This window comes from Streptomyces sp. NPDC059875 (genome assembly GCF_042731085.1).
In the GTDB taxonomy this organism is placed as follows: domain Bacteria; phylum Actinomycetota; class Actinomycetes; order Streptomycetales; family Streptomycetaceae; genus Streptomyces.
This window is the reverse complement of record NZ_JBHWJZ010000044.1, coordinates 17422-40334: the sequence shown is the minus strand read 5'-3', so window position 1 is coordinate 40334 and position 22913 is coordinate 17422. Positions and strand designations below refer to the sequence as shown.

At 73.8% G+C, this 22913-nt stretch carries 15 protein-coding genes; 8 read left to right on the top strand and 7 right to left on the bottom strand.

From position 1 onward, the window contains the following. Nucleotides 1–29: 29 nt before the first annotated feature. From ACFV9D_RS34525 to ACFV9D_RS34510, 4 genes are read left to right on the top strand one after another with little or no spacing between them, the layout of a single operon-like run. Entirely contained in the window at nt 30–2501 is a 2472-nt protein-coding gene (locus ACFV9D_RS34525) for a tetratricopeptide repeat protein (RefSeq protein ID WP_385155453.1), read from the top strand. A 2-nt stretch (nt 2502–2503) separates the two neighbouring features. After that, the gene (locus ACFV9D_RS34520; protein ID WP_385155406.1) at nt 2504–4186 is read left to right on the top strand and encodes a protein phosphatase 2C domain-containing protein; all 1683 of its coding nucleotides are present in this window, start codon (nt 2504–2506) and stop codon (nt 4184–4186) included. Nucleotides 4187–4246: 60 nt separating this feature from the next. Next, entirely contained in the window at nt 4247–5581 is a 1335-nt protein-coding gene (locus tag ACFV9D_RS34515; RefSeq protein ID WP_385155403.1) for a VWA domain-containing protein, read from the top strand. 42 nt (nt 5582–5623) lie between these two features. Then, the gene (locus ACFV9D_RS34510) at nt 5624–6913 is read left to right on the top strand and encodes an FHA domain-containing protein (protein WP_385155400.1); all 1290 of its coding nucleotides are present in this window, start codon (nt 5624–5626) and stop codon (nt 6911–6913) included. A gap of 27 nt (nt 6914–6940) precedes the next feature. On the opposite strand, the gene ACFV9D_RS34505 is transcribed toward ACFV9D_RS34510, so the two are convergent. Continuing rightward, nucleotides 6941–7915 (bottom strand): methyltransferase domain-containing protein, encoded by a 975-nt coding sequence (locus ACFV9D_RS34505; protein ID WP_385155397.1) that lies wholly within the window; start codon nt 7913–7915, stop codon nt 6941–6943. A gap of 85 nt (nt 7916–8000) precedes the next feature. Here ACFV9D_RS34505 and ACFV9D_RS34500 point away from each other — a divergent pair, with 85 nt between their 5' ends. The 4 genes from ACFV9D_RS34500 to ACFV9D_RS34485 all read left to right on the top strand — a co-directional run bounded on the left by ACFV9D_RS34500 (nt 8001) and on the right by ACFV9D_RS34485 (nt 15789). Next, nucleotides 8001–8405 (top strand): globin, encoded by a 405-nt coding sequence (locus ACFV9D_RS34500; protein WP_385155394.1) that lies wholly within the window; start codon nt 8001–8003, stop codon nt 8403–8405. Nucleotides 8406–8579: 174 nt separating this feature from the next. Then, complete coding sequence (locus ACFV9D_RS34495; protein ID WP_385155391.1) at nt 8580–11912, top strand: FtsX-like permease family protein; 3333 nt, start codon at nt 8580–8582, stop codon at nt 11910–11912. A gap of 152 nt (nt 11913–12064) precedes the next feature. Beyond that, nucleotides 12065–14845 (top strand): FtsX-like permease family protein, encoded by a 2781-nt coding sequence (locus ACFV9D_RS34490; protein WP_385155450.1) that lies wholly within the window; start codon nt 12065–12067, stop codon nt 14843–14845. Continuing rightward, a complete protein-coding gene (locus tag ACFV9D_RS34485) occupies nt 14842–15789 on the top strand; it encodes an ABC transporter ATP-binding protein (protein ID WP_385155388.1) in 948 nt (315 codons plus the stop codon). The genes ACFV9D_RS34490 and ACFV9D_RS34485 overlap by 4 nt, the downstream gene beginning before the upstream one ends. A 49-nt stretch (nt 15790–15838) precedes the next feature. On the opposite strand, the gene ACFV9D_RS34480 is transcribed toward ACFV9D_RS34485, so the two are convergent. The 6 genes from ACFV9D_RS34480 to ACFV9D_RS34455 form a co-directional block, all read right to left on the bottom strand. Continuing rightward, nucleotides 15839–16492 (bottom strand): hypothetical protein, encoded by a 654-nt coding sequence (locus ACFV9D_RS34480; protein WP_385155385.1) that lies wholly within the window; start codon nt 16490–16492, stop codon nt 15839–15841. Beyond that, a complete protein-coding gene (locus tag ACFV9D_RS34475; RefSeq protein ID WP_385155383.1) occupies nt 16489–16911 on the bottom strand; it encodes an acyl-CoA thioesterase in 423 nt (140 codons plus the stop codon). The genes ACFV9D_RS34480 and ACFV9D_RS34475 overlap by 4 nt, the downstream gene beginning before the upstream one ends. Before the next feature lie 2 nt (nt 16912–16913). Next, the gene (gene ettA, locus ACFV9D_RS34470; RefSeq protein ID WP_385155380.1) at nt 16914–18578 is read right to left on the bottom strand and encodes an energy-dependent translational throttle protein EttA; all 1665 of its coding nucleotides are present in this window, start codon (nt 18576–18578) and stop codon (nt 16914–16916) included. Nucleotides 18579–18822: 244 nt separating this feature from the next. After that, nucleotides 18823–20226: a Cys-Gln thioester bond-forming surface protein gene (locus tag ACFV9D_RS34465; protein WP_385155377.1), complete on the bottom strand. Its 1404-nt coding sequence runs from the start codon at nt 20224–20226 to the stop codon at nt 18823–18825. Nucleotides 20227–20493: 267 nt separating this feature from the next. Then, on the bottom strand, nt 20494–20964 hold the full coding sequence (locus tag ACFV9D_RS34460) for a single-stranded DNA-binding protein (protein WP_385155374.1): 471 nt from the start codon (nt 20962–20964) through the stop codon (nt 20494–20496). A 110-nt stretch (nt 20965–21074) separates the two neighbouring features. After that, nucleotides 21075–22910, bottom strand: coding sequence for a GTPase (locus ACFV9D_RS34455; protein ID WP_385155447.1), 1836 nt, complete (start codon nt 22908–22910; stop codon nt 21075–21077). Nucleotides 22911–22913: the final 3 nt, after the last annotated feature.

Below are 22913 nucleotides of genomic sequence, written 5' to 3'. Positions count from 1 at the left end.
GTCCCTCGTGTGAGGGCTCGTACGAGGACATGGGCGGCGGCGAGCTGTACTGCGACACGTGCGGGCTCGCTCCCGTCGTCGCGCCCGGCGGTCAGCTCCAGTCCAACCCGACGGGGATGGCCGTGCCCGGCAAGGGCGGCTCGGGGTCCGGCTCGTCCCGGTCGAGCTCGCGCGCCTCGGCCCGCAGCTCCTCGCGCTCCTCCCGTTCCTCGACGTCGCGCCGCTCGGTCTCCGGCCGGCTCTCGCGCTCGCTGTCGGGCAGGAGCACCAGCCGTTCGGTCTCGGTGCGCAGCTCCGGCTCCTCGACCGCGCAGTCCGGACGGAACCGGCTGGGCGCCGGCCTGGTGGCCATTCCGGAGGTGCCGCGCCCGGACCCGCGGGCCGCGGTGATGGAGAACCCCGAGGTCCCCGAGCGGAAGCGATTCTGCTCGCGCTCGGACTGCGGCGCCCCGGTGGGCCGTTCGCGTGGTGACCGGCCGGGCCGCACGGAGGGCTTCTGCACCAAGTGCGGCCACCCGTACTCCTTCGTGCCCAAGCTGCGCGGCGGCGACATCGTGCACGGGCAGTACGAGGTCGCGGGCTGTCTCGCGCACGGCGGGCTCGGCTGGATCTACCTCGCCGTCGACCGGGCGGTCTCCGACCGCTGGGTGGTGCTCAAGGGCCTGCTGGACACGGGCGACCAGGACGCGATGGCGGCGGCGATCTCCGAGCGCCGCTTCCTCGCCGAGATCGAGCACTCCAACATCGTCCGGATCTACAACTTCGTCGAGCACCTCGACCAGCGCACCGGCTCCCTGGACGGCTACATCGTCATGGAGTACGTCGGCGGCAAGTCGCTCAAGGAGATCGCCAACGACCGCCGGACGGCGGACGGCCGGCGCGATCCGCTGCCGGTGGAGCAGGCCTGCGCCTACGGGATCGAGGCGCTTGAGGCGCTCGGGCACCTGCACAGCCGGAACCTGCTGTACTGCGACTTCAAGGTCGACAACGCGATCCAGACCGAGGACCAGCTCAAGCTGATCGACATGGGCGCGGTCCGGAGGATGGACGACGACGAGTCGGCGATCTACGGGACCGTCGGCTACCAGGCCCCGGAGGTGGCCGAGGTCGGTCCGTCCGTGGCGAGCGACCTGTACACGGTGGCGCGCACGCTGGCCGTGCTGACCTTCGACTTCCAGGGCTACACCAACGTCTTCGTGGACTCGCTGCCCGACCCGGACCACATCGAGGTCTTCCGGACGTACGAGTCGTTCTACCGGCTCCTGGTGCGCGCCACGGACCCCGACCCGGCCCGCCGGTTCGCCTCCGCGCAGGAGATGGCGGACCAGCTGACCGGGGTGCTGCGGGAGGTCGTCGCCCTCCAGTCCGGCCGGCCGCGCCCGGCGCTCTCGACGCTGTTCGGCACGGAACTGCGGGTCACGGACACGGAGTTGTTCGCGGAGCTGACGGAGGACGTGTCGACTCTGGGGGCCCGGGAGACCCGCCGTGGCCGCAAGGCCCTGCCGCCGGGTGGGGGCGCGGGCGCCGCGGTGCCCGCAGGGGCGCCAGGCGGCGTCGTGCCCGCCCAGGGTCCCTTCCTCACTCCCCTCGACGGGCGGGCCACCTCGCTCGCACTGCCCGTGCCGCGGGTGGATCCGAGGGACCCCAACGCCGGGTTCCTCGCCGGACTGATGGCCTCCGCGCCCGCCGAGCTGATCAGCGCCCTGCACCACGCGCCCGCGCCCTCCCTGGAGCTGCGGCTGCGCGAGCTGCGGGCCCGGCTGGAGATGGGCGACCTGGGCTCCGCCGGGCGCGCGCTCACCACGCTGGAGGAGCAGGTCCCGGACGACTGGCGGGTGGTCTGGTACCGCGGCCTCACCTCCCTGGTGACCGGCGACCACGAGAACGCGGCGCTGTCCTTCGACGCGATCTACGACGCGTTCCCCGGGGAGCCCGCGCCCAAGCTGGCCCTCGGCATCTGCGCCGAGGTCCTCGGCCAGCTGGACAACGCCGCGGAGTACTACCGCCTGGTGTGGGCGACCGACCCGAGTTACGTGAGCGCCGCGTTCGGGCTCGCCCGGGTGCAGCTCGCGGCCGGCGACCGCACCGGAGCCGTACGCACCCTGGAGTCCGTACCGGAGGCGTCGATCCACTACACGGCGGCCCGGGTCGCCGCCGTACGGGCCCGGCTGCGGCGGCGGCCGCCGCACGAGCCGCTCGGCGCGGACCTCACGGCGGCGGCGGCGCAGGTCTCCGCGCTCCAGGGCTTCGGTCTGGACGCGGTGCGCCGGGAACAGTTGTCGACCGAGGTCTTCGGCACGGCGCTCGACTGGGTACTCTCCGGAAGTCCCGGAGCGGGACCGGGCGGCGCCCTGCTGCTCGGCAGCGAACTGGACGAGCGCGGACTGCGCTTCGGCCTCGAACGCTCGTACCGGGTGCTCGCCCGGCTCGCTCAGCGGGGCGAGGAGAGGATCGAACTGGTGGAGCGGGCCAACCGTTTCCGCCCCCGGACGTGGGTGTGAGTATGTCCCAGAAGCCCCAGCACGATCTCTCGGCCTGCCCCGGCTGCGCGGAGCCGCTGGAGTCGGGTGACCGGTTCTGCGGGGCGTGCGGATACGACCTGTCGGCCGTACCGGCGACGGCGCCGGACCGTCCGACGGTGGCGATCGGCACGCCCGTGAACTGGCCCGAGGCTCCGGCCCGTGAACCCGGCTCCCTCTCGACGGTGACCCAGCACCCGGGCGACCTCCCGGGCACGGACTCGGGCGGCCACGACCTCCCGACCGCCACGCCTCCGCAGGGGACGCCGGGGGCCGGGACGCCCACGACGCCTGCGCACGGGACGCCCGGCGCGGGGACGTCCGCTCCCGGCGGCTACGGAGCCCCGGTGGCCGGCGGCGCACCGGGGCCCGCAGGCCCCGCCCCCCGGGCCGAGGGCCCGGGCCCGCTGCCCCAGGGACCCGCGGGTCCCGCCGCGCAAGCACACGGCGTGCCGGGCGCCGGGACGCCGACACCGGACACCTCGCCGGACGCGGGTGCCGCGCCCGGCGCCGTCGCGCACGCGCCGGAGGGCTCCGTGCCGCGGCCCGCCCGGGACCTGCCGACCGTGCCCGTCCGTACGGACGGGCCGCACGCGGCCGCGACCTCCGGCAGCGGTCTCGCGGCGCTCGCCGCCGGCACCCCGTCGCCGCACGCCGCCCCCGCCCCCGCCCCTGACGGGGACTTCGCGCTCGCCGCGCCCGACCCCCGTACCGCCCCGCCGACGGCGACCCCGCCCGCCGGGACGAAGCTGTGCGTCGCGTGCCGCGCCGGGCACGTGGACCCCGACGGGTACTGCGAGAACTGCGGCCACGCCCAGCCCCGCGAGCGCGACCACATGGAGGAGGAGCTCTCCACGGTCGCCGCCGTCAGCGACCGCGGCCTGCGCCACCACCGCAACGAGGACTCGTTCGCCGTCTCCGCCACCGCGCTCCCCGACGGCTCCCCCGCCACGATCGCGATCGTCTGCGACGGCGTCTCCTCGGCGACCCGTCCCGACGAGGCTTCGGCCGCCGCCGCGAGCGCCGCCGGTCAGTCGCTGCTCGCCGCCCTGCCCCGCGGCGCCCACCCGCAGCAGGCCATGCACGAGGCGATCGTCGCCGCCGCGGACGCGGTCAACTCCCTGGCCGAGGAGCCCGGCCGGGACGGCATGGAGCACGATCCGCACCGCCACCAGAACGCGCCCGCCTGCACCATCGTCGGCGCGGTCGTCGCCGACGGACTGCTGATCGTCGGCTGGGTCGGCGACAGCCGGGCCTACTGGGTCCCGGACGACCGCACCTCCCCGCCGGCCCGGCTCACCCAGGACGACTCCTGGGCGGCCCAGATGGTCGCCGCGGGCCTGATGAACGAGGCGGAGGCGTACGCCGACGAGCGCGCCCACGCCATCACCGGCTGGCTGGGCGCCGACGCGTACGAACTGGAGCCGCACACCGCCGCGTTCAAGCCCGACCGGCCCGGCGTGGTCGTGGTCTGCACCGACGGCCTCTGGAACTACGCGGAGGCGGCCGAGGACATGGCCCGCGTCGTGCCGGCGGACGCCGCCGGACGGCTGCTGCACGGCGCCCAGGTGCTGGTCGGACACGCCCTGGACGGCGGGGGCCACGACAACGTAACAGTGGCGCTGCTGCCGTTCACCCTCTTCCCGCAAGGGGCAGGATCGGCCTGAGCTTGCCCGACGCCTGTCCCACGCCCTGTCTTCACGCTTGTTGTCGAGGAGCCTCAACCCATGGCGAACTTCTCCAAGTCGAACGTGCCCCAGTTCTCGGTGGACGTGTACCAGAACGAGTTCCTGCCGGAGGGCGGCCGTGAGGTCAACGCCATCGTCACGGTCACCTCGACCGGCGGCGGCACCAGTGGCGGGGCGGCGCTCGGCGGAAGCGGGACCGACGCCGACGCCGCCGTGGTGATCATGGTCGACTGCTCCGGTTCGATGGACTATCCGCCGACCAAGATGCGCGGCGCGCGGGACGCGACGGCCGCCGCCATCGACGCCCTGCGCGACGGCACCTCCTTCGCCGTGATCGCCGGTACGCACGTGGCGAACGAGGTCTACCCCGGCAACGGCGGCCTCGCCGTCGCCGGCCCGGCCACCCGTGGCCAGGCCAAGGACGCGCTGCGCCGGCTGAGCGCGGGCGGCGGTACGGCGATCGGCACCTGGCTGCGCCTCGCGGACCGGCTGCTCGCCTCCGCCGACGTGTCGATCCGGCACGGCATCCTGCTCACCGACGGCCGCAACGAGCACGAGTCGCCGGAGGACCTGCGGACCGCGCTGGACGCCTGCGCGGGCCGGTTCACCTGTGACGCGCGGGGTGTCGGTACGGACTGGGAGGTCAAGGAGGTCACCGGCATCGCCTCCGCCCTGCTCGGCACGGCCGACATCGTGGCCGACCCGAAGGGTCTGTCGGCGGACTTCACGACCATGATGGAGAACACCATGGGCAAGGAGGTCGCGGATGTCGCGCTGCGCCTGTGGACCCCGGTCGGGGTGGAGATCCGCTTCGTGAAGCAGGTCGCGCCGACGGTCGAGGAGCTGACCGGCCGGCGCACCGAGGCGGGCCCGCGGGCCGGCGACTACCCGACCGGTTCCTGGGGCGACGAGTCCCGGGACTACCACGTCTGCGTCCAGGTCCCCCAGGCCCAGATCGGCCAGGAGATGCTCGCCGCCCGGGTCTCGCTGATCATCCCGGACCCGGCGGGCGGCACGCCGCGGGCGCTGGGCCAGGGCCTGGTACGGGCGGTGTGGACGGACGACATGGCGATGTCCACGTCGATCAATCCGCAGGTCGCCCACTACACGGGCCAGGCCGAATTGGCGCAGGTCATCCAGCAGGGCCTGGACGCGCGCAAGTCCGGCGACCGCGACGGGGCGACGGCCAAGCTGGGGCGCGCGGTGCAGCTGGCGGCCGCCTCGGGCAACGAGGACACTGCGAAACTGCTTTCGAAGGTGGTGGACGTCGTCGACGCGGCGACAGGTACTGTGCGTTTGAAGGCGAAGGTCGCGGAAGCGGACGAGATGACTCTCGAGACCCGCTCCACCAAGACGGTTCGCGTCAAGAAGTAGCCCGGCCAGGAGGGCCGGACGACGAGAGGGGGAAGCACCGACATGCCGACCTGCCCGAACGGACACCAGTCGGTTTCCGACGACTGGTGCGAGGTCTGCGGCCACCGCATGGCCGGGGCGGGTGCGCCGGCGGGTGCCGTACCGCCGCCTCCCCCGCCGCCGCCTCCCGCGTACGGCTACCCCGGCCCGGGCCCCGCCGGCCCCGGGGGCTACGACCCGAACGCGACCGCCCAGGCGGAGCTCTGCCCCCAGTGCCGCACCCCGCGCGAGGCCATGGCCCCGTTCTGCGAGGAGTGCCGCTGGAACTTCCTGACCAACACGGCGACCTCGTACACGCCGGTGGCGCCGCCCTCCTCGCAGCAGAGCCCGCCGCCGGGCCTCAATCTGCCGCCGGGCTTCCAGTCGCCGCCGCAGCGTCCGCCGCAGCAGCAGCCGGATCCGTACGAGTACCAGGGCTCGCGGCCCTCGCAGATGAACCGGCCGGCGGAGCCGCTGTCCGCCGACCCCACGCACCACCAGGCGCCGCCGCAGCGTCCGCCGATGCAGCAGCAGCCGCCCCAGGCTCCCCAGCAGCACCAGGGACCGCCGCCACATCAGGGACCCCCGCAGCATCAGGGGCCCGGACAGCCGCAGCAGCCGCAGGCACCGCAGGGGTTCCAGCAGGGACCGCCGCAGGGACCGCCGCCGTCCTTCTTCCAGGGCCCGCCGCCCTCGCAGCAGGCACCTCAGCCGCCCGCTCCGCAGCCGCCCGCCCCGCCGCAGCACCCGACCGGTGGCGCCGGGTCCGGTGACGACTGGATGCTGCCGCCGCCCGTGCAGCCCCAGACGCCGCAGGCCCCGCCGATGCAGCAGCACGCCCCGCAGCCGCACGCCCCACAGCAGCAGCCTCGGCAGCCGCAGCAGCAGTACCAGCCGCCGCGGCCCGCCGCGGGCTGGTCGGCGTACATCGGGCCGGACCGCGACTACTTCATGGCGATGATGCATCGCAGCGGTCCGGAGGCCACCGGCCTGAACCTGCCCGCGTACTCCCCCGAGCAGCATCTGCCGCTCCAGGGCAACCAGGTCAGCATCGGCCGCCGCCGGCACTCCACCGGCGAGTCCCCCGACATCGACCTCTCCGTGCCGCCGGAGGACCCGGGAGTCTCGCACCAGCACGCGGTGCTGGTGCAGCAGCCGGACGGCTCGTGGGCGGTGGTGGACCAGAACTCCACCAACGGCACCACGATCAACGGCGGCGAGGAGCCGATCCAGCCCTACGTGCCGGTCCAGCTCCAGGACGGCGACCGGGTGCACGTCGGCGCGTGGACGACGATCACGGTCCGCCGCGGATAGCGGACAACGGACAACGGCACAGGCTGCTCAGCCGCTCGGCAGTGGCCAGGCGTACGGTCCTTCGGGGTCGTCCAGCCAGGCCCACTGCCGGCCCCCGCTCACCGTCACCCCGAAGCGCTCCCGCTCCGGCCGCCGTTCGCGCTGCCAGAGCGAGAGCGCTTCGCGCGTGTCGAGGGTCTCCTCCGCCAGGGTGCGCAGGAAACGGAACCCCTCGTCCTCGTACACCTGCCGCGGCAGGCCCATCGGACGCCGGCGGGAGAAGCGGGCGTTGCCGCCGCGCAGGGCGACGAAGTACGCGGAGGTGGACAGGAAGCGCCCCTCGGCGTGGGACTCGTCGCGCACCCGCAGCGGGATCAGCCCGGTGGAGAGCGGGGCGAGGACGAGCGCGCCGGGGCGGCACTGGGTGAGCCAGGCGTACGGGATCGACGGCACCGTGCAGGTCGCGATGATCCGGTCGAAGGGGGCGCGTTCGGGGCAGCCCCGGGCGCCGTCGCCGGTGATCACGGCGGGCCGGTGGCCCGCCGCGGCGAGATGGACGCGGGCGGACTCGGTGATCTCCTCGTCGATGTCGACGGTGGTGACGTGCTCCGCGCCGAGCCGCTGACTGAGCAGGGCGGCGTTGTAGCCGGTGCCGGCACCGATCTCCAGGACGTCCTGCCCGTCCCGTACCTCCAGCGCCTCCAGCATCTCGGCCATCAGAGAGGGCTGGCTGGAGGAGGTGACCAGCTCTCCGTCCCGTACGCGGGTGGCTAGCGGTATGTCACGGTAGGCGCCGTCCAGCCAGCGGTCGCGCCGGGCGGGGTCGGGGTCGCCGGACCAGAGCCGCTCGTAGCCGCCGACGCCGGAGACGTAGTAGGAGGGGACGAACAGATGGCGGGGCACCTCCGAGAAGGCCGCGCGCCAGGCGGGGTCGTGCAGCGCTCCGTACGCCTCGATCTCCCTTACGAGGGCCTGCCGCGCCCGCGCGCCGTCCTCGGCGAACCCATCCGGCCGATCGCCCATGCCTCCACTGTCCTGCGCGAGGGGTGGGGAGGCGAGTGGTCCTAGACCTCCGGTCCTCGGCCGGAGCATCTGAGACGATGGAACGGTGATGGAGATTCCGCGCGGCACACTTCAGGAGCAGACCTTCTACGAGCAGGTGGGTGGCGAGGAGACCTTCCGGCGTCTCGTCCGCCGCTTCTACCAGGGAGTCGCGGAGGACCCGCTGCTGCGCCCGATGTACCCCGAGGAGGACCTCGGCCCGGCCGAGGAGCGCCTCGTGCTCTTCCTCATCCAGTACTGGGGCGGCCCCCGCACCTACAGTGACCACCGCGGCCACCCCCGGCTGCGGATGCGCCACGCCCCGTTCACGGTGGACAAGGCGGCCCACGACGCCTGGCTGCGGCACATGCGGGACGCCGTGGACGAGCTGGGCCTGGCGCCCGAGCACGAGAGCCAGCTGTGGAAGTACCTGACGTACGCGGCGGCCTCGATGGTGAACGCCGCGGAATGATCCACTCGCGGACTGACGCGCCCGCGGACTGATCCACCCGCGGACTGACGCATTCCGGAGCGGGAGCGCCGGATAACGGTCACGATCCAGTCAAGGTCGCCGTGCAAGCGGTTTCCAGGGGCACGTGCCCTCTGAAAGCATCGGATGAACGTTCGGTGGGGTTCAGGGGGATGAGTGACCGGGTTCGTACTTCTGCGCGTCAGAGCACACCGGTTGCTGCTCGCCGCGGCGCTCCTCGCGGTGCTGCTGACCACCTCCGTGCTGGCGGCGCTGGCCGCCTTCTCCGGCTCCATCGGCGACGCGGCGCTCCAGGGCACCCTGCGGGGCCGGGCCGCGCCCGCCGCCGCGCTGGTCGTCACCGGCCAGGTGCCGCCTGCCAAGCGGGAGAGCGCCGACGCGGCCACGCGCGAGGCGGCCGGCCGGACCTTCGACGGGCTGCCGGTGGACATCCGGAAGCTGGAGCGCTCCGGGCCGTACGCACTGCCCCGCACGCTTCAGGATCCGGCCGCGCGGCTCGGCGAACCCGACCTCACCCACATCGCCGCCCTCGACCGTTCGCGCCTCACGCTCGTCAAGGGCGCCTGGCCCGGCAGGGCGTCGGGTGCCACGGTCGACGTGGCGGTGCCCGAGGAGGCCGCCAAGCGGCTGCGGATCGGGCCGGGCACCGTGCTCGACCTCACCGACCGGCTCGGCGGCAGGCCGGTCACGGCGCGGATCACCGGGCTCTACCGGCCCGCGGACCTCACCGACCTCTACTGGCAGCTGGACCGCGCGGGCGGGCGCGGGGTGAAGACCGTCGTGTTCACGACGTACGGTCCGCTGGTCGCCGATCCCGCCGTCCTCGGCTCCGGGCGGGTCACCACGGGCGAGACCTCCTGGCTGGCCACCGCCGACTACGCCGGCGTCACCACCGGCCGGATCGACGCGCTGCGCGCCTCCGCCACGGCGGGGCCGAAGGCGCTCACCGCCGACACCTCCCCCTTCGGCAGCACCGTCACCGCGCACACCTCGCTGCCGACCGTCCTCGCACAGACCGACCGGGCGCTGCTCGTCTCCCGGTCCACGCTGATGATCGTCGCCGTGCAGCTGGTGCTGCTCGCCGCGTACGCCCTGCTGCTGGTAGCCCGGCTGCTCAGCTCCGAGCGCTCGGGAGAGACCGCGCTGCTGCGGGCCCGTGGCGGTTCGCGGCGCCGGATCGCCTGGCTCGCCGCCGTCGAGGCCCTGCTGCTCGCGCTGCCGGCCGCTGTCATCGCCCCGCTGCTCGCGGGGCCACTGACCCGGCTGCTCGCCGACCGCTCCTCGCTCGGGGCGCTGGGCGTGCGGCTCGGCGACGCGCCGCTGGGCCAGGTGTCGCTGGTCGCGGCGCTCGTCGCCGTGTGCTGCGCGGCCGCCGTCGTGGCGCCCGCGCTGGCCACCGGGGACGGAGGGGTGGTCACGCTCCGCAAGGGGCGTACGGCCGCGCTGCCCGCGCCCGTACGGGCCGGCGCCGACATCGGCCTGCTCGTCGTCGCGGCCGTCGCCTACTGGCAGCTCGACCGGCAGACCGGCGCCTCCGGCGACACCGGCGGCGGCGCGCTCAGCGGCGACCGCGGGGGCTCCCTCGGCATCGACCCCCTGCTCGTGGCCGCCCCGGCGCTCGCGCTGCTCGCCGGCACCGTCCTGACCCTGCGGCTGCTGCCGCCCACGGCCCGGCTCGCCGAGCGGCGCGCCGCGGGCGGGCGCGGACTGCCGGCCGCGCTCGCCGGCTGGCAGTTCAGCCGCCGGCCGCTGCGCGGCGCGGGTCCGGTGCTGCTGATCGTCCTCGCCGTCGCGATGGGGATGCTCGCCATCGGGCAGAGCGCCTCCTGGGACCGCTCGCAGGAGGACCGGGCCGACTTCCGTACGGGAACGGCGCTGCGGGTGCTGACCAGCGGCGCCGCCGACCCGGCCCAGGCCGGGCAGTTCACGTTGCCCGGGGTCCGCTCGGTCGCCCCCGCGCACCGCTCCACGACGACCCTCGCGGGCAATCGCACCGCGACCGTCCTCGCCCTCGGCACCCGGCAGGCCGCCGACGGCTTCCGGCTCCGCGACGACCTCGCGGACGCCCCGGCCCCCGAGCTGCTCACGTCGCTGGCCCCGCAGGCAGGTCCGCGCCACGGGATCGCGCTGCCGGCCGGCAGCCGGGGCCTGACGTTCGACCTGCGGCGCACGGCACCGCGCGACACCGCCCCGGTCCAGGTGACGGTCGTCGTGGAGGACCCCTACGGCATTCCGTACCGTCAGCTCCTCGGGCCGCTGCCCTCCGACGGTGCGCTGCACCGGCTCACGCTCGACCTGACCGCTCAGGGCGGGAAGAGCGTGCCCCCGGGCCCGCTGAGGCTGACCGGGGTGGAGCTGGACGGGGTGGTCGAACACGGGCTCGGCGGGCGGCAGACCTTCGCCGTCGAGCGGCTCGCCTCCCGTCACGAGGGCGGCGCCGAGCGCCCGGTCGACGCCGCACGCTCCCTCACCTCCTGGAAGACCGGCTACCGCGAGAGCGACGACGGCGAGCCCGGGGACGCTGTCACCGTGCCCCCGCGCTCCGTCGGTCCGGCGCCGTACGCGGTCGCGTTCACGGCCGGTACGACGGGGCCGGCGCCCCTGCCGGGGACGATGGACTACGGTCTGCGGATCGCCGCCCCGCGCCCCGCGCCGCCCGCGACGCTGAGCGGGATGGCCACCGATGCCTTCCTCGCGGCCGCCGGGGCGAAGAAGGGCGACAAGGTCGAGGTGTCCCTCGCGGGCCTGCGGCTGAACGTGACGATCGTGGACACGATCCGGGAGCTGCCGACCACCGGCGCCGGAGCCGGGACCGTGTCCGCGGGCGCCACGGCCGCCACGCCCGACGACGGGGGCGCGCTCCTCGTCGACCTGCACGCGGCCAACCAGTTCCTCGCCACCTACCCCACCGCGCCCCTGCCGCCCACCGAGTGGTGGCTGACCACCGCGCCCGGCCGCACCGACGAGGTCGCCCGGACGCTGCGCGCCCGGCCCGACGCCGATCCGGCGCAGGTGCTCGTACGGGACGAGGCCGCCGCCGAGCTGCTCGGCGACCCGCTCGGGGCGGGCCCCAACGCGGCGCTGATGGCGGTCGCGGCAGCGGCGGCGGCGCTCGCGGCGGTCGGTTTCGCGGTGAGCGCGGCCGGCTCGACCCGCGAACGGTCGGCGGAGTTCGCGGTGTTGCGGGCGCTCGGCGCCCCACGCCGCCAACTGGCCCGGCTGATCGCCGCCGAGCAGGGCCTGCTGGTCGGCATCGGCCTGCTGTTGGGCGTGGCGCTCGGCACGGTGTTGACCCGGGCGGTCGTCCCGCTGATCGTGCTGACCGGGCAGGCGGCCCAGCCCGTCCCCCACGTCCTGGTCGAACTCCCGCCCGGGCACGTGGCCCTGCTGCTCGCCGGAGTCGCCGCGCTGCCGCTGCTGATCGTCGCCGCGATCGCCCTGCGCCGCACCGACCCGGCCGTGTCCCTGCGCCACCAGGGGGACCAGTGATGCGCCCCACGGACGACTCGGCCGACCCGGGTGGCACGGGCGGCAAAGGCCCCTCGGGCGACCCGGCCGACTCAGGCCCCTCGGACGGCACGGCCACGACCGACGACACGGCTTCCCCGGCCCGTACCGCACCCGCCAGAAAGGCAGCCACCATGCCCCGCAAGGACGGCAGACCCGCGCGCGCCGTGGCGCCCTGGGTGCGGACGCGGCTGCGGACCGCACCGGGGACGGCGTGGGCCTTCGCGCTCCTCGTCCTGGTCACCGCGTTCCTCGCCGCCGCCCTCCCCCGGACCGTCGACGCGTACGAGACCGAGGGTCTGCGGCACGACATCGCCTCGGCGGCCCCCCGCACCACGGTCCTCGACATCACCAGCCAGCCGCCCGCCGATCTCGACGCGGCGGCCCGCGCGGCGGAGGTGGCACCGGAGCGTCTGGCGGAGAAGAGCACGGCCCTGGTGGAGCTGCTGCCGGCGCCGCTGCGCGTCGACCCGGCGGAGTCGGTGCACGGCGTACGGACCACCAAGCGCGTCACCGGGCTCGATCCCTGGCTCCCGCGCCCGTCCGCGCTGCCCCCGGAGTTCGTCCTCTCCACGGTCTCCGGTCTCGACGCGCACGCGACCGTACGGGAGGGCCGGCTGCCCACACGGGTGGATCCCGGCAAGGGGAGCGAGGTCGCCGTCACCGCGGAGACGGCGAAGTCGCTGCGCCTGAAGGTCGGTTCGGTCGTCCATGTACCGGATCTGTTCGCCAACCAGCCGCTCGCCCTGACCGTCGTCGGGATCGTCGAGCCGCTGCGCCCGCAGCGCTCCTACTGGTCCGTCGAACCGCTCCTGCGCACCCCGGCGTACGCGTCGAAGACCACCCCCAACGGCACGTTCTACTACTGGCAGGCCGCCCTGCTGCTGCCCCCGGCCGGCGCCGTCACCATCCTGGCGAGCAACGGCGAACCGGAGGTCTACTGGCGGTTCGACCCCACCTCCGCCCATCTCACCGCCCAGGACGAACCGCGCCTGACCACCGCCCTCGCCTCGCTCTCGGGCGGTCCCGACCTGGTGCGGATCCGGGAGGAGGTCGGCCGGACCGGCGCGGCCGACACTGGCCTCGACGAGATCGTCGAGGCGTACCGCGGGATGCGGTCGGCGATCGCGCCCGTCGTCGCCGTCGCCATGTTCGGCATCGGCGCGGTCGCGGCGGTCGTCCTCGCCATGACCGGCGGCCTGTTCGCGGCCCGGCGCACCGCCGAACTGGCGCTGCTGCGCTCGCGCGGCGGCTCGCTCGCGGGCATCGGCGTCCGGCTGCTCGGCGAGACGGCCGTACTGGCCCTGCCCGCCGCCGGTCTCGGCCTGCTGCTGGCGACGTTCGCCTTCCCCGAAGCCCGCTTCCCGCCCGCCCTCGCGGCCGCCGGGGCGGTCGGGCTCCTCGCCACTCTGGCGCTGCCGCTGCGCGCGCTGTTCCTGCACCGCAAGCCGCTCACCCACGGCGGGCGCGAGGACCTGGTCGACGCCCGCCCCTCCCGGGGCCGTACGGTCGCCGAACTCACCGTCCTCGCCCTGGCCGTGGGCGCGGTCGTGGCGCTGCGCCGCCGCGGCACGGACGATTCCGGGGACTATCTGGTCAGCTCGGCGCCGGTGCTGGTCGCGCTGATCGCCGCGCTGGTGCTCGTACGGCTGTATCCGCTGCCGCTGCGGTGGGCGGCCCGGCCGGCGCGCAGGCTGCGCGGGGCGGTCGGCTATCTGTCGCTCGCCCGGGCCGGGCGTTCCTCCGCGACCGGCGCGCTGCCGCTGCTGGCGCTGCTCGTGGCGCTGACGACGGCCGCGTTCGGCGGCTCGGTGCTCGCCGGGGTCGCCGACGCGCGGGACCGGGCCGCGCTCCTGGAGACGGGCGCGGATGCGCGGGTGGCGGGGGACGCCGACGCGGCGCCCCTGCCGGACGGGCTCGTGAAGGCGGTGCGCGGGACGGCGGGGGTGACGGACGTGGCGACGGTCCAGGTCGAGTACGGCGTGGAGCTGCCGGCCGGGACGGGCCGGAGGGCGGACCTGCGGACCACGCCGCTGGTGGGCGTGGAGCCGGAGTCGTACACCCGGCTCGCCGGGCGGACCGGCTTCGGTCCCTTCCCCGCCCGGCTGCTGAAGTCCACCGGGTCGGGTGGGGACACGGCCGACCCGAAGCGGGTCCTGCCGGCGATCGCCTCGCCCGCGGTCGCGGAGCGGCTCGGCACGCAGCCCCAGGACATGGCGGCGGCGGGCGGCAGGTTCAAGGTGCGGATCGTCGGGGTACGGGCCGCCACCCCCGCCCTGCCCGACGAGGACTTCCTGCTGGTCAACGCCGCCGATCTGACCCAGCGGGCGGACACCGTCCTACTTGCCTCCGGCCCGTCGATGAACGGGAAGGCGATGCGGGCCGCAGTCGCGAAGACGGCCCCGAACTTCTCGGTGGCGCTGCGATCCGAGCTGCGCGCCACCTATGTGGACTCGCCGATGCAGTCGGGCGCCGAGCGGATCTACCTGGCGGCGATCGGCGCGGGCGCAGGCTACGCGGTGCTCGCCGTCCTGCTGTCGCTGATGCAGTCCGCGCCGGAACGGGCCACGCTCCTCGCCCGGCTGCGGACCATGGGTCTGACCCGGCGCCAGGGCCGGCGGCTGATCGGTCTCGAGGCGCTGCCGCAGGCGCTGCTCGCCGCGGTCGGTGGAACGCTCGTCGGCTGGGCGACGATCCTGCTGCTCGAGCCGGGCGTCGATCTGGTCCGGCTCTCCCTGGCGACGGCGCCGGGGCTCGCCGCCTTCGACGACGCGCCGCTGCGGGCGGACCCGTGGTCGCTGGGGCTGCCCGCACTGGGCGTGGTGGTCCTGACAGGAGTGGCGGCCGCGCTTCAGGCATGGTGGTCGGCGCGCACAGGCTCGATCAAGGAACTCAGGGCAGGAGACGCACGATGACCGACATCAGCCTTGCGGAGCTGGAACAGCGGGCGACCGCACACCGCGACCGGCCCTCGTACGGGCACGACGCGCTGATCGCCTGCGACCGGCTGGTACGGATCTTCACCACGGACGGGGTGGAGGTGCAGGCGCTCCAAGGGCTCGATCTCCTGGTGAAGGAGGGCGAGTTGATGGCGCTGGTCGGGGCGTCCGGCAGCGGCAAGTCGACCCTGATGAACATCCTGGCGGGCCTGGACGTGCCGACGGCCGGCGCGGCGACGGTCGCGGGCTGCGATCTGCTGGCCATGGACGCGAAGGCGCGGCTGCGGTACCGGCGGGACGTGGTGGGCTTCGTCTGGCAGCAGACGGCGCGCAACCTGCTCCCGTATCTGACGGCAGCTCAGAACGTGGCGCTGCCGATGCAGTTGCGGGGCGGCGGCCGCTCGTCGAAGCGGAAGGGCGAGCGGGCGGAGGAGCTGCTCGCGATGCTGGACGTCGCGGACTGCCGGGACCGGCGACCGCACCAGATGTCCGGCGGCCAGCAGCAGCGGGTCGCGATCGCGGTCGCGCTGGCCAACTCCCCCTCGGTCCTGCTCGCGGACGAGCCGACCGGTGAACTGGACTCGGCGACGGGCGAACAGGTCTTCGCGGCCTTCCGCCGCGCCAACGAGGAGCTGGGCACGACGATCGTGATCGTCACCCACGACCAGGCGGTCGCCTCCGAGGTCCGCCGCACGGTCGCCATCCGCGACGGCCGCACCTCCTCGGAGGTCCTGCGCCGGACGGAGGTGGACGCGGAGGGCCAGGAGTCGGTGGTGGCCCGGGAGTACGCGATGCTCGACCGCGCGGGCCGACTGCAACTCCCGGCGGAGTACACGGCGTCCTTGGGCATGGAGCACCGCGTGCTGCTGGAACTGGAGCAGGACCACATCGGGGTGTGGCCGGACGACGCGGACGCGTGAACGCGCGACCGGGGATCGCGAGGGAGGGCTCCTCCGCGCGCGGAGGCGGTCAGGCCGGGGTGACGGTCAGGGACGACGGCACGGAACGGAGGGCTATCGACCCGTACGGGGTGCGCAGCCGCAGCCACGGCCCCGAGGAGAAGAGCGCCACCGGCACTCCCTCCCCCGGCAGGAAGCCCAGCGACTGCGCCGCGTGCACGGCCCGCAGCGGGAGCCCCGTCTCCGTCACCGTCCGCGACCAGATCTCGCGGCCGATCCGGTCCCGCTCCGCCCGCGTCCGCCGCTCCTGCGGCAACTCCTCGTCCCGCGCGCGGAATTCGGCGACCGCCGCCGCGACGGCTCCGCGCAGCTGCGCCGCGCCCGGCAGTCCGGCGACCGGTTCCCATCCGCCGCGCGGCGGCAGGACGCCGGCCCACGGCGGCCCGGTGACGGCGTCGGGGACGACGGCCTTGCCGGCCGACTCCTCGATGCCTTCGAGGAGTTCACCGGCGGAGACCGTGACGTCCAGATCCACCGCGTCGACCAGCCGCGCCGTGCGGATGGCGAGCACCTCGAACGACGGCGGCCGGCCGAACACCGCGAGCGCCCCGCCCCCGGCCTGGAGGCGGACGGCGGCGGCGCGGTCGTAGTGGATCAGCCGGGCCAGGAAGGCGGCGAGGTCCGCCGCCTCCCTGGCATCGGCGAAGTGCAGCGGCGCGATCATGCGGCGGCCGTCATCCCGTCGTCCATGTACTCCTCGAGGTACGAACGCTCCTCGGCGGAGATACGACGCGGGCGCTGCGCCTCGAGGTCGAAGGGCACGACGACCGTGGAGGCCCGTACGTAGGTCACGTCCGGGTCCTTGATCTCGTACGCGATCGTCAGCGACGCCGCGCCTATCTTCGTGACCCACGACTCGATGGTCACCGGCTGGTGCCGGTGGACCAACGGCCGTACGTAGTCGATCTCGTGCCGGGCCACGACGGACCCGCCGGAGAACGACGGCGAACCGTCGCCCGGCGCCAGCCGGAACATGAAGTCGATCCGCGCCTCTTCCAGGTACCGCAGGAAGACGACGTTGTTGACGTGCCCGAAGGCGTCCATGTCCGACCAGCGCAGGGGACAGCTGTAGATGTGGCGCACGCTCAGCCTCGGGTCAGCTTCTTGTACGTGGCACGGTGCGGACGGGCCGCGTCCGGGCCGAGCCGCTCGATCTTGTTCTTCTCGTAGGACTCGAAGTTGCCCTCGAACCAGAACCACTTCGAGTCGCCCTCGTACGCCAGGATGTGCGTGGCGACTCGGTCGAGGAACCAGCGGTCGTGGGAGACGACCACGGCCGCACCGGGGAACTCCAGGAGCGCGTTCTCGAGCGAGGACAGGGTCTCGACGTCCAGGTCGTTGGTCGGCTCGTCGAGGAGCAGCAGGTTGCCGCCCTGCTTGAGGGTGAGCGCGAGGTTGAGGCGGTTGCGCTCACCGCCGGAGAGCACGCCGGCCGGCTTCTGCTGGTCCGGACCCTTGAACCCGAAGGCCGACACGTACGCGCGGGACGGCATCTCGACGTGGCCGACGTTGATGTAGTCCAGCTCGTCGGAGACGACGGCCCACAGCGTCTTCTTGGGGTCGATGTTGGCGCGGCTCTGGTCGACGTACGAGATCTTGACGGTCTCGCCGACCTTGATGTCGCCGGAGTCCGGGGTCTCGAGGCCCTGGATCATCTTGAAGAGCGTGGTCTTGCCGGCGCCGTTGGGGCCGATGACACCGACGATGCCGTTGCGCGGCAGGGTGAAGCTGAGGTCGTCGATCAGGACCTTCTCGCCGAAGGCCTTGGAGAGGTTGTTGACCTCGACGACGATCGAGCCCAGGCGCGGGCCCGGCGGGATCTGGATCTCCTCGAAGTCCAGCTTCCGCATCTTGTCGGCCTCGGCGGCCATCTCCTCGTAGCGAGCGAGACGGGCCTTGGACTTGGCCTGACGCCCCTTGGCGTTCGACCGCACCCACTCGAGCTCTTCCTTCAGACGCTTCGCGCGCTTGGCGTCCTTCTGGCCCTCGACCTTGAGGCGGGTCGCCTTGGTGTCGAGGTAGGTGGAGTAGTTGCCCTCGTAGGGGTGGGCGCGACCGCGGTCGAGCTCGAGGATCCACTCGGCCACGTTGTCGAGGAAGTACCGGTCGTGGGTGACGGCGACGACGGTGCCGGGGTACTTGGCGAGGTGCTGCTCCAGCCACTGCACGGACTCGGCGTCCAGGTGGTTGGTGGGCTCGTCGAGGAGGAGCAGGTCGGGCGCCTCGAGGAGGAGCTTGCAGAGCGCGACGCGGCGCTTCTCGCCACCGGAGAGGTTGGTGACGGCCCAGTCGCCGGGCGGGCAGCCCAGCGCGTCCATGGCCTGCTCCAGCTGCGCGTCCAGGTCCCACGCGTTGGCGTGGTCCAGGTCCTCCTGGAGCTTGCCCATCTCCTCCATGAGCGCGTCCGAGTAGTCGGTCGCCATGAGCTCGGCGACCTCGTTGAAGCGGTGCAGCTTCCCCATGATCTCGGCGGCGCCGTCCTGGACGTTCTGCAGGACGGTCTTGGACTCGTCGAGCGGGGGCTCCTGGAGGAGCATGCCGACGGTGTAGCCGGGCGACAGGAAGGCGTCACCGTTGGACGGCTGCTCGAGACCGGCCATGATCTTGAGGACGGTGGACTTACCGGCACCGTTCGGGCCGACCACACCGATCTTCGCACCGGGCAGGAAGCTCAGCGTCACGTCATCGAGGATGACCTTGTCGCCGTGCGCCTTGCGCGTCTTGCGCATCGTGTAGATGTACTCAGCCAAGAGAAACCGTCCGGCAAAGAGTGAGTGGGCAGATACACCCCATCTTGCCTGACCGCCACCCTCAGGCGGAAACCAGTACCTCGCGGAGCCCCTGATCTGCGGGTTCCCCCGGACATCCGGGTAGTCGATCTGTCACGGTCGGTGGCCAATGGCCGTATTCGTGCGCCCCGCGGCCGCCCGGGAACGTGCGACGGCCCCGGTGCGCGGGTGCGCACCGGGGCCGTCGGGGGCCGTTCCGCGGGGGCTACTGGCCGGCGGTCTTCTTCTTGCGGAGGAAGAACACCGCGCCGCCGCCGAGGACCACGAGGAGCGCGGCGATGCCGGCGATCATCGGGGTGGCGTTGGAGCTACCGGTCTCGGCGAGGTCGCCGCCACCGGTGGTGGAGCCGGTGGTGGAGCCGCCGGCCGTGGCCGGGGCCGGCTCGTTCGACGGGCTCGTGGAGGGGGTCTCCGACGGGAGCGGGCCCGGGGTGGCCGTCTTGCAGTCGAGGACACCCTTGAAGGTCTTCTCGAAGCCGTTCGGGCCGGTGATGGTGAAGTCGTACGCCTGGTCCTCGGCGAGCGGGATCGTCACCGTCTTCGACTGACCGCCGGCGATGGTGACCTTCTGGCCCTTCAGCTCGAAGGTGAAGTCCTCGTCGCCCTCGTTGGAGGCCGTGACGTCCAGGCCGCCCTTGGCGCAGTTCTTCTCCGCCGTGACGGCCGGGATCGCGCCCTTCTTGGCCCACGTGACGGTGGCCTTGGCGTTGACGCTGGAGGTGCTGGTGCCGGCCAGGATCAGGGTCTGGCTCTTGACCTTGGTGGAGACGAACGCGCGGCCGATCGGGACCGTCGTGTCGGCCTGGACCTTCAGCTCGGCGGAGCCGTCGGCAGCGCCGGCCGGGACGTCGAAGTAGACCTTGCCGCCGTTGGCGACGTTGGAGACGACCTTGCCGTCCTTGTCGACCAGCTTGACGCCCTCGGGGGCGCCCGGGGCGAGGGAGACCGCGGCCGAGGCGGCGTTGGTGTCCACCGTGACCGGGCCGATGCGCTCGCCGGACTTACCGGCGAGGGAGGCCGGGGAGACGCTGAGGGAGGCCTTGGGCTCCTCCAGGCTCTGCGCTTCCTTCTCCAGGTACTCCGTCAGCTTCTGGGCGTCCTCGTTGACCGGCGTGGCCTCGACGCTGTCCGAGAAGTGCCAGATCGCGGCCTGCGTCGCGGCGGCAGCGGTCTTCTCGGTGAGGTTCGTCGCGCCGACCTTCTTGGCCAGGGCGTCGAGGTCGTTCACCTGCGGGTAGGAGTTCTGCAGGATCCAGCGGATCTTGCCGGCGTTCTTGTTGTTGTGCAGGGAGGACTGGTCCCAGCCGACCTCCTTGTACTCCTGGCCGGTCTTGGCGCCGGTGTAGAGGTCGATGCAGTAGGTCTGCAGCGAACCGCCGGGCGTCACCTGCATCTCGAACAGGCCGGCGGAGTACTCGCCCTGGCCCTCGATCTTGACCTTGTCGAAGACGGTGAGCTTGCCCAGCGTGGCGGTCGCGCCGCCGGTGCCCTCGAGCCCCTCATCAGCCGCGGCCGGTCCAGCCACGGCTATCGCACCCGCAGCGACGAGGCCGGAGACCACGGTCGCGGCGGCAAGGCGGGCAACGCCGCGCCTCCGAACAGAAAACATGAATTTCCCCTCCGGGCGAGCTGCTCCGCGTCGTCGGTCGTGACACGTGGGGGGAGCGCTCGCCAGCAGATTCACAGACCCAGTTGACCCAGGAGACTCAAGTACCGACTCAAGTCCCGTATGAGTACCCGGGAATCCTAGGGACGGGGAAGACCCGAGTGCCCCTCCATACGGTCTGATAACCATTCCGACTCGGAATCGTTATCACCGGAGCCCTTCCGCGAGGAAGCGCTGGTCACGGTATCGACAAATCCCCACAACTCCAGGTCAGAGCACGGGCTCCAGGGCCTTCGGGGCCTCCGCCGCCTCCCACGGGTCCCGCTCCCCGGTCCCGTTCTCCTGGCGTTCCGCCGGGCGTGGCTCGGCCTTCACCGCCCGGCGGAACGCCGCCGTACCGCGCGTCAGATCGTGGCCCACCGCCAGTGCGTCGATGTCCACGAACGTCCTGCGTCGGCCGTCGGGCCGGCCTTCCTCCACGTCCTCCTCGCGCACCCGCAACCGGCCGTGCACCACCAGCGGTTCGCCCACCGAGACCGAGGCGGCCAGGTTCGCGCCGAGCGCCCGCCAGGCGAACACCGTGTAGAAGCTGGTGTGTCCGTCCGACCAGGCACCGCGCTCCCGGTCCCAGCGGCGCGCGGTCACCGCGAAGCGGAACCGGGCCACCCCGCCCGTCGCGGTATCCCGGTACTCCACGCTCGTCGCCACGTTCCCGACCAGCGTCACCATCGTGTCGTTCATGACCCTCCCCTTTCGCTGGATCCATGTTGGACCGGTCCGCGAGCCCCCGCCCGGACCTGTGGAGGAACGACGCCCTGGGGAAAACTCCGTCACCCGCCAGGGGGCGACGCTCATCTCAACCGCGCCCCCGGCCTCGCACCGCCCCACCGCGAACCGCCCGCGCCGTAGCTCCCGCCCAGCCGCGCCACCCGCGCGCCCGACCGGGTCCCCGACACCGTCACGTACTGCTCGCGCACCTCCCGGTACCGCATCAACTCCGCCGAGATCGGGTCCAGTACCCGCGCCCGCCCGCATGCGGCGGCCGCCTCCCGCAACTTCCGCTCGGCCTCCTGCCCGTACCGCCGGGCCGGTCCCTTCACGGCGGCGGCGCACGCCCACTCCACCAACGGCCCGCCGACGATGCCGCCGATCATGACGAGGACCGGCGGCAGCAGCCCCGGCTCGACGACGCCGACGATCTGGGCGACCAGCCACAGCGCACCGAAGATCTGCAGGAACGTCATGAGGACCTGGGCCAGGACGGCGGCCGGCCACCAGGCGGGCCGCGGCGGCCGGGCGGCCGGGTCCCCGATCGTCACCGTGAGTTCGTCGAGCGCCTCGGGCAGCCCGTCGGCGCCTCGTGCCGCCGCCTCGCGCACCGCCTGCGCCCAGGGCGCGGGCAGCCCGCGCGTGGCTTCGTCGGCGACGGTCCGTACGGCCTGTTCCACCCGTTGACGGGCGGTCAGTTCGTCCTCCACCGGTGTCTGGAGCCCCGGATCGGTGGAGCCGTGCGCGCGGACCCTCTCGTACCAGCGGTAGAGCCGCAGCCAGGGGGTGCCGCAGGCGCGGATGGCGCCCCGGCGCCAGACGCGTTCGGCGGCCTCGCCGGCGGCGGTGGCGCCGACGGCGACCGCGAGGCGGCCCGCGAAGTCCTCCCGCGCCCGCTCGCCGAGGCCGGTCTGCCCGTCGGAGACGTACACCGGCCGGAGCCGGGCGGCCGCCGCGTCGACGTCGGCCGAGAGGCGACGCGCGGGCGCGGTCCGCTCCTGGACGAACCGGCCGAGCAGCTCGCGCAGTTCGCCCACGCCCTCCCCGGTGAGGGCGGAGAGCGCGAGGACGGTGGCGCCGGGCTCGCCGTGTTCGCCGAGGGCCATGCCGTCCTCGTCGAGGAGGCGGCGCAGGTCGTCCAGGACGAGATCGGCGGCCTCGCCGCCCAGCCGGTCGATCTGGTTGAGGACGACGAAGGTGACCTCGGCATGGCCCGCGAGGGGGCGCAGATAGCGCTCGTGGAGAGCGGCGTCGGCGTACTTCTCGGGGTCGGCGACCCAGATCACGGCGTCGACCAGGCCGAGGACCCGGTCGACCTGGTCGCGGTGGGCGGTGACGGCCGAGTCGTGGTCGGGCAGGTCGATCAGTACGAGCCCCTGCAGGTCCTCGTCGGCGGCGCCGCCCGCGAGGGGGCGGCGGCGGAGCCGGCCGGGGACGGCGAGCCGGTCGAGGAGACCCGCCGAGCCCTCGGACCAGCTGAGCGCGATGGGCGCGGAGGTGGTGGGGCGGCGCAGGCCGGTCTCGGAGACGGGGACGCCGGCCAGGGCGTTGAAGAGGGTGGACTTGCCGCTGCCGGTGGGTCCGGCGATGGCCACGACGGTGTGGCGCGCGGAGAGCCGTTGGCGGGCGGAGGCCTCGTCCAGGACGCGGCCGGCCTCGGCGAGTCCGGCCTCGGCGAGGGTGTCGGTCTCCAGGCGCGTACGGGAGAGGCCGACGAGTTCGTGGAGGGCGTCGAGGCGGGTGCGCAGGGAGCCTCCGTAGGGCCCGACGAGGGGCGGAAGGCCGTCCTCCGCGCCGGCGGGCCCTCCGTCCGTCGCGGGCTTCTCACCCTCTCGCTCGCCCTCTCGCTCGCCTGCCCGCTCCGCCGCCCGGCGCGCGATCAGGCCGTCGTCCCAGCGGTCGTCCACCGTGGCGCCCATGCC

Bases quoted from the DNA above. Each gene is read 5' to 3' on its own strand.
- ACFV9D_RS34525 (WP_385155453.1), top strand. From the start codon at position 30: ATGGGCGGCGGCGAGCTGTACTGCGACACGTGCGGGCTCGCTCCCGTC.
- ACFV9D_RS34520 (WP_385155406.1), top strand. From the start codon at position 2,504: ATGTCCCAGAAGCCCCAGCACGATCTCTCGGCCTGCCCCGGCTGCGCG.
- ACFV9D_RS34515 (WP_385155403.1), top strand. From the start codon at position 4,247: ATGGCGAACTTCTCCAAGTCGAACGTGCCCCAGTTCTCGGTGGACGTG.
- ACFV9D_RS34510 (WP_385155400.1), top strand. From the start codon at position 5,624: ATGCCGACCTGCCCGAACGGACACCAGTCGGTTTCCGACGACTGGTGC.
- ACFV9D_RS34505 (WP_385155397.1), bottom strand. From the start codon at position 7,915: ATGGGCGATCGGCCGGATGGGTTCGCCGAGGACGGCGCGCGGGCGCGG.
- ACFV9D_RS34490 (WP_385155450.1), top strand. From the start codon at position 12,065: ATGCCCCGCAAGGACGGCAGACCCGCGCGCGCCGTGGCGCCCTGGGTG.
- ACFV9D_RS34485 (WP_385155388.1), top strand. From the start codon at position 14,842: ATGACCGACATCAGCCTTGCGGAGCTGGAACAGCGGGCGACCGCACAC.
- ACFV9D_RS34480 (WP_385155385.1), bottom strand. From the start codon at position 16,492: ATGATCGCGCCGCTGCACTTCGCCGATGCCAGGGAGGCGGCGGACCTC.
- ACFV9D_RS34465 (WP_385155377.1), bottom strand. From the start codon at position 20,226: ATGTTTTCTGTTCGGAGGCGCGGCGTTGCCCGCCTTGCCGCCGCGACC.
- ACFV9D_RS34460 (WP_385155374.1), bottom strand. From the start codon at position 20,964: ATGAACGACACGATGGTGACGCTGGTCGGGAACGTGGCGACGAGCGTG.
- ACFV9D_RS34455 (WP_385155447.1), bottom strand. From the start codon at position 22,910: ATGGGCGCCACGGTGGACGACCGCTGGGACGACGGCCTGATCGCGCGC.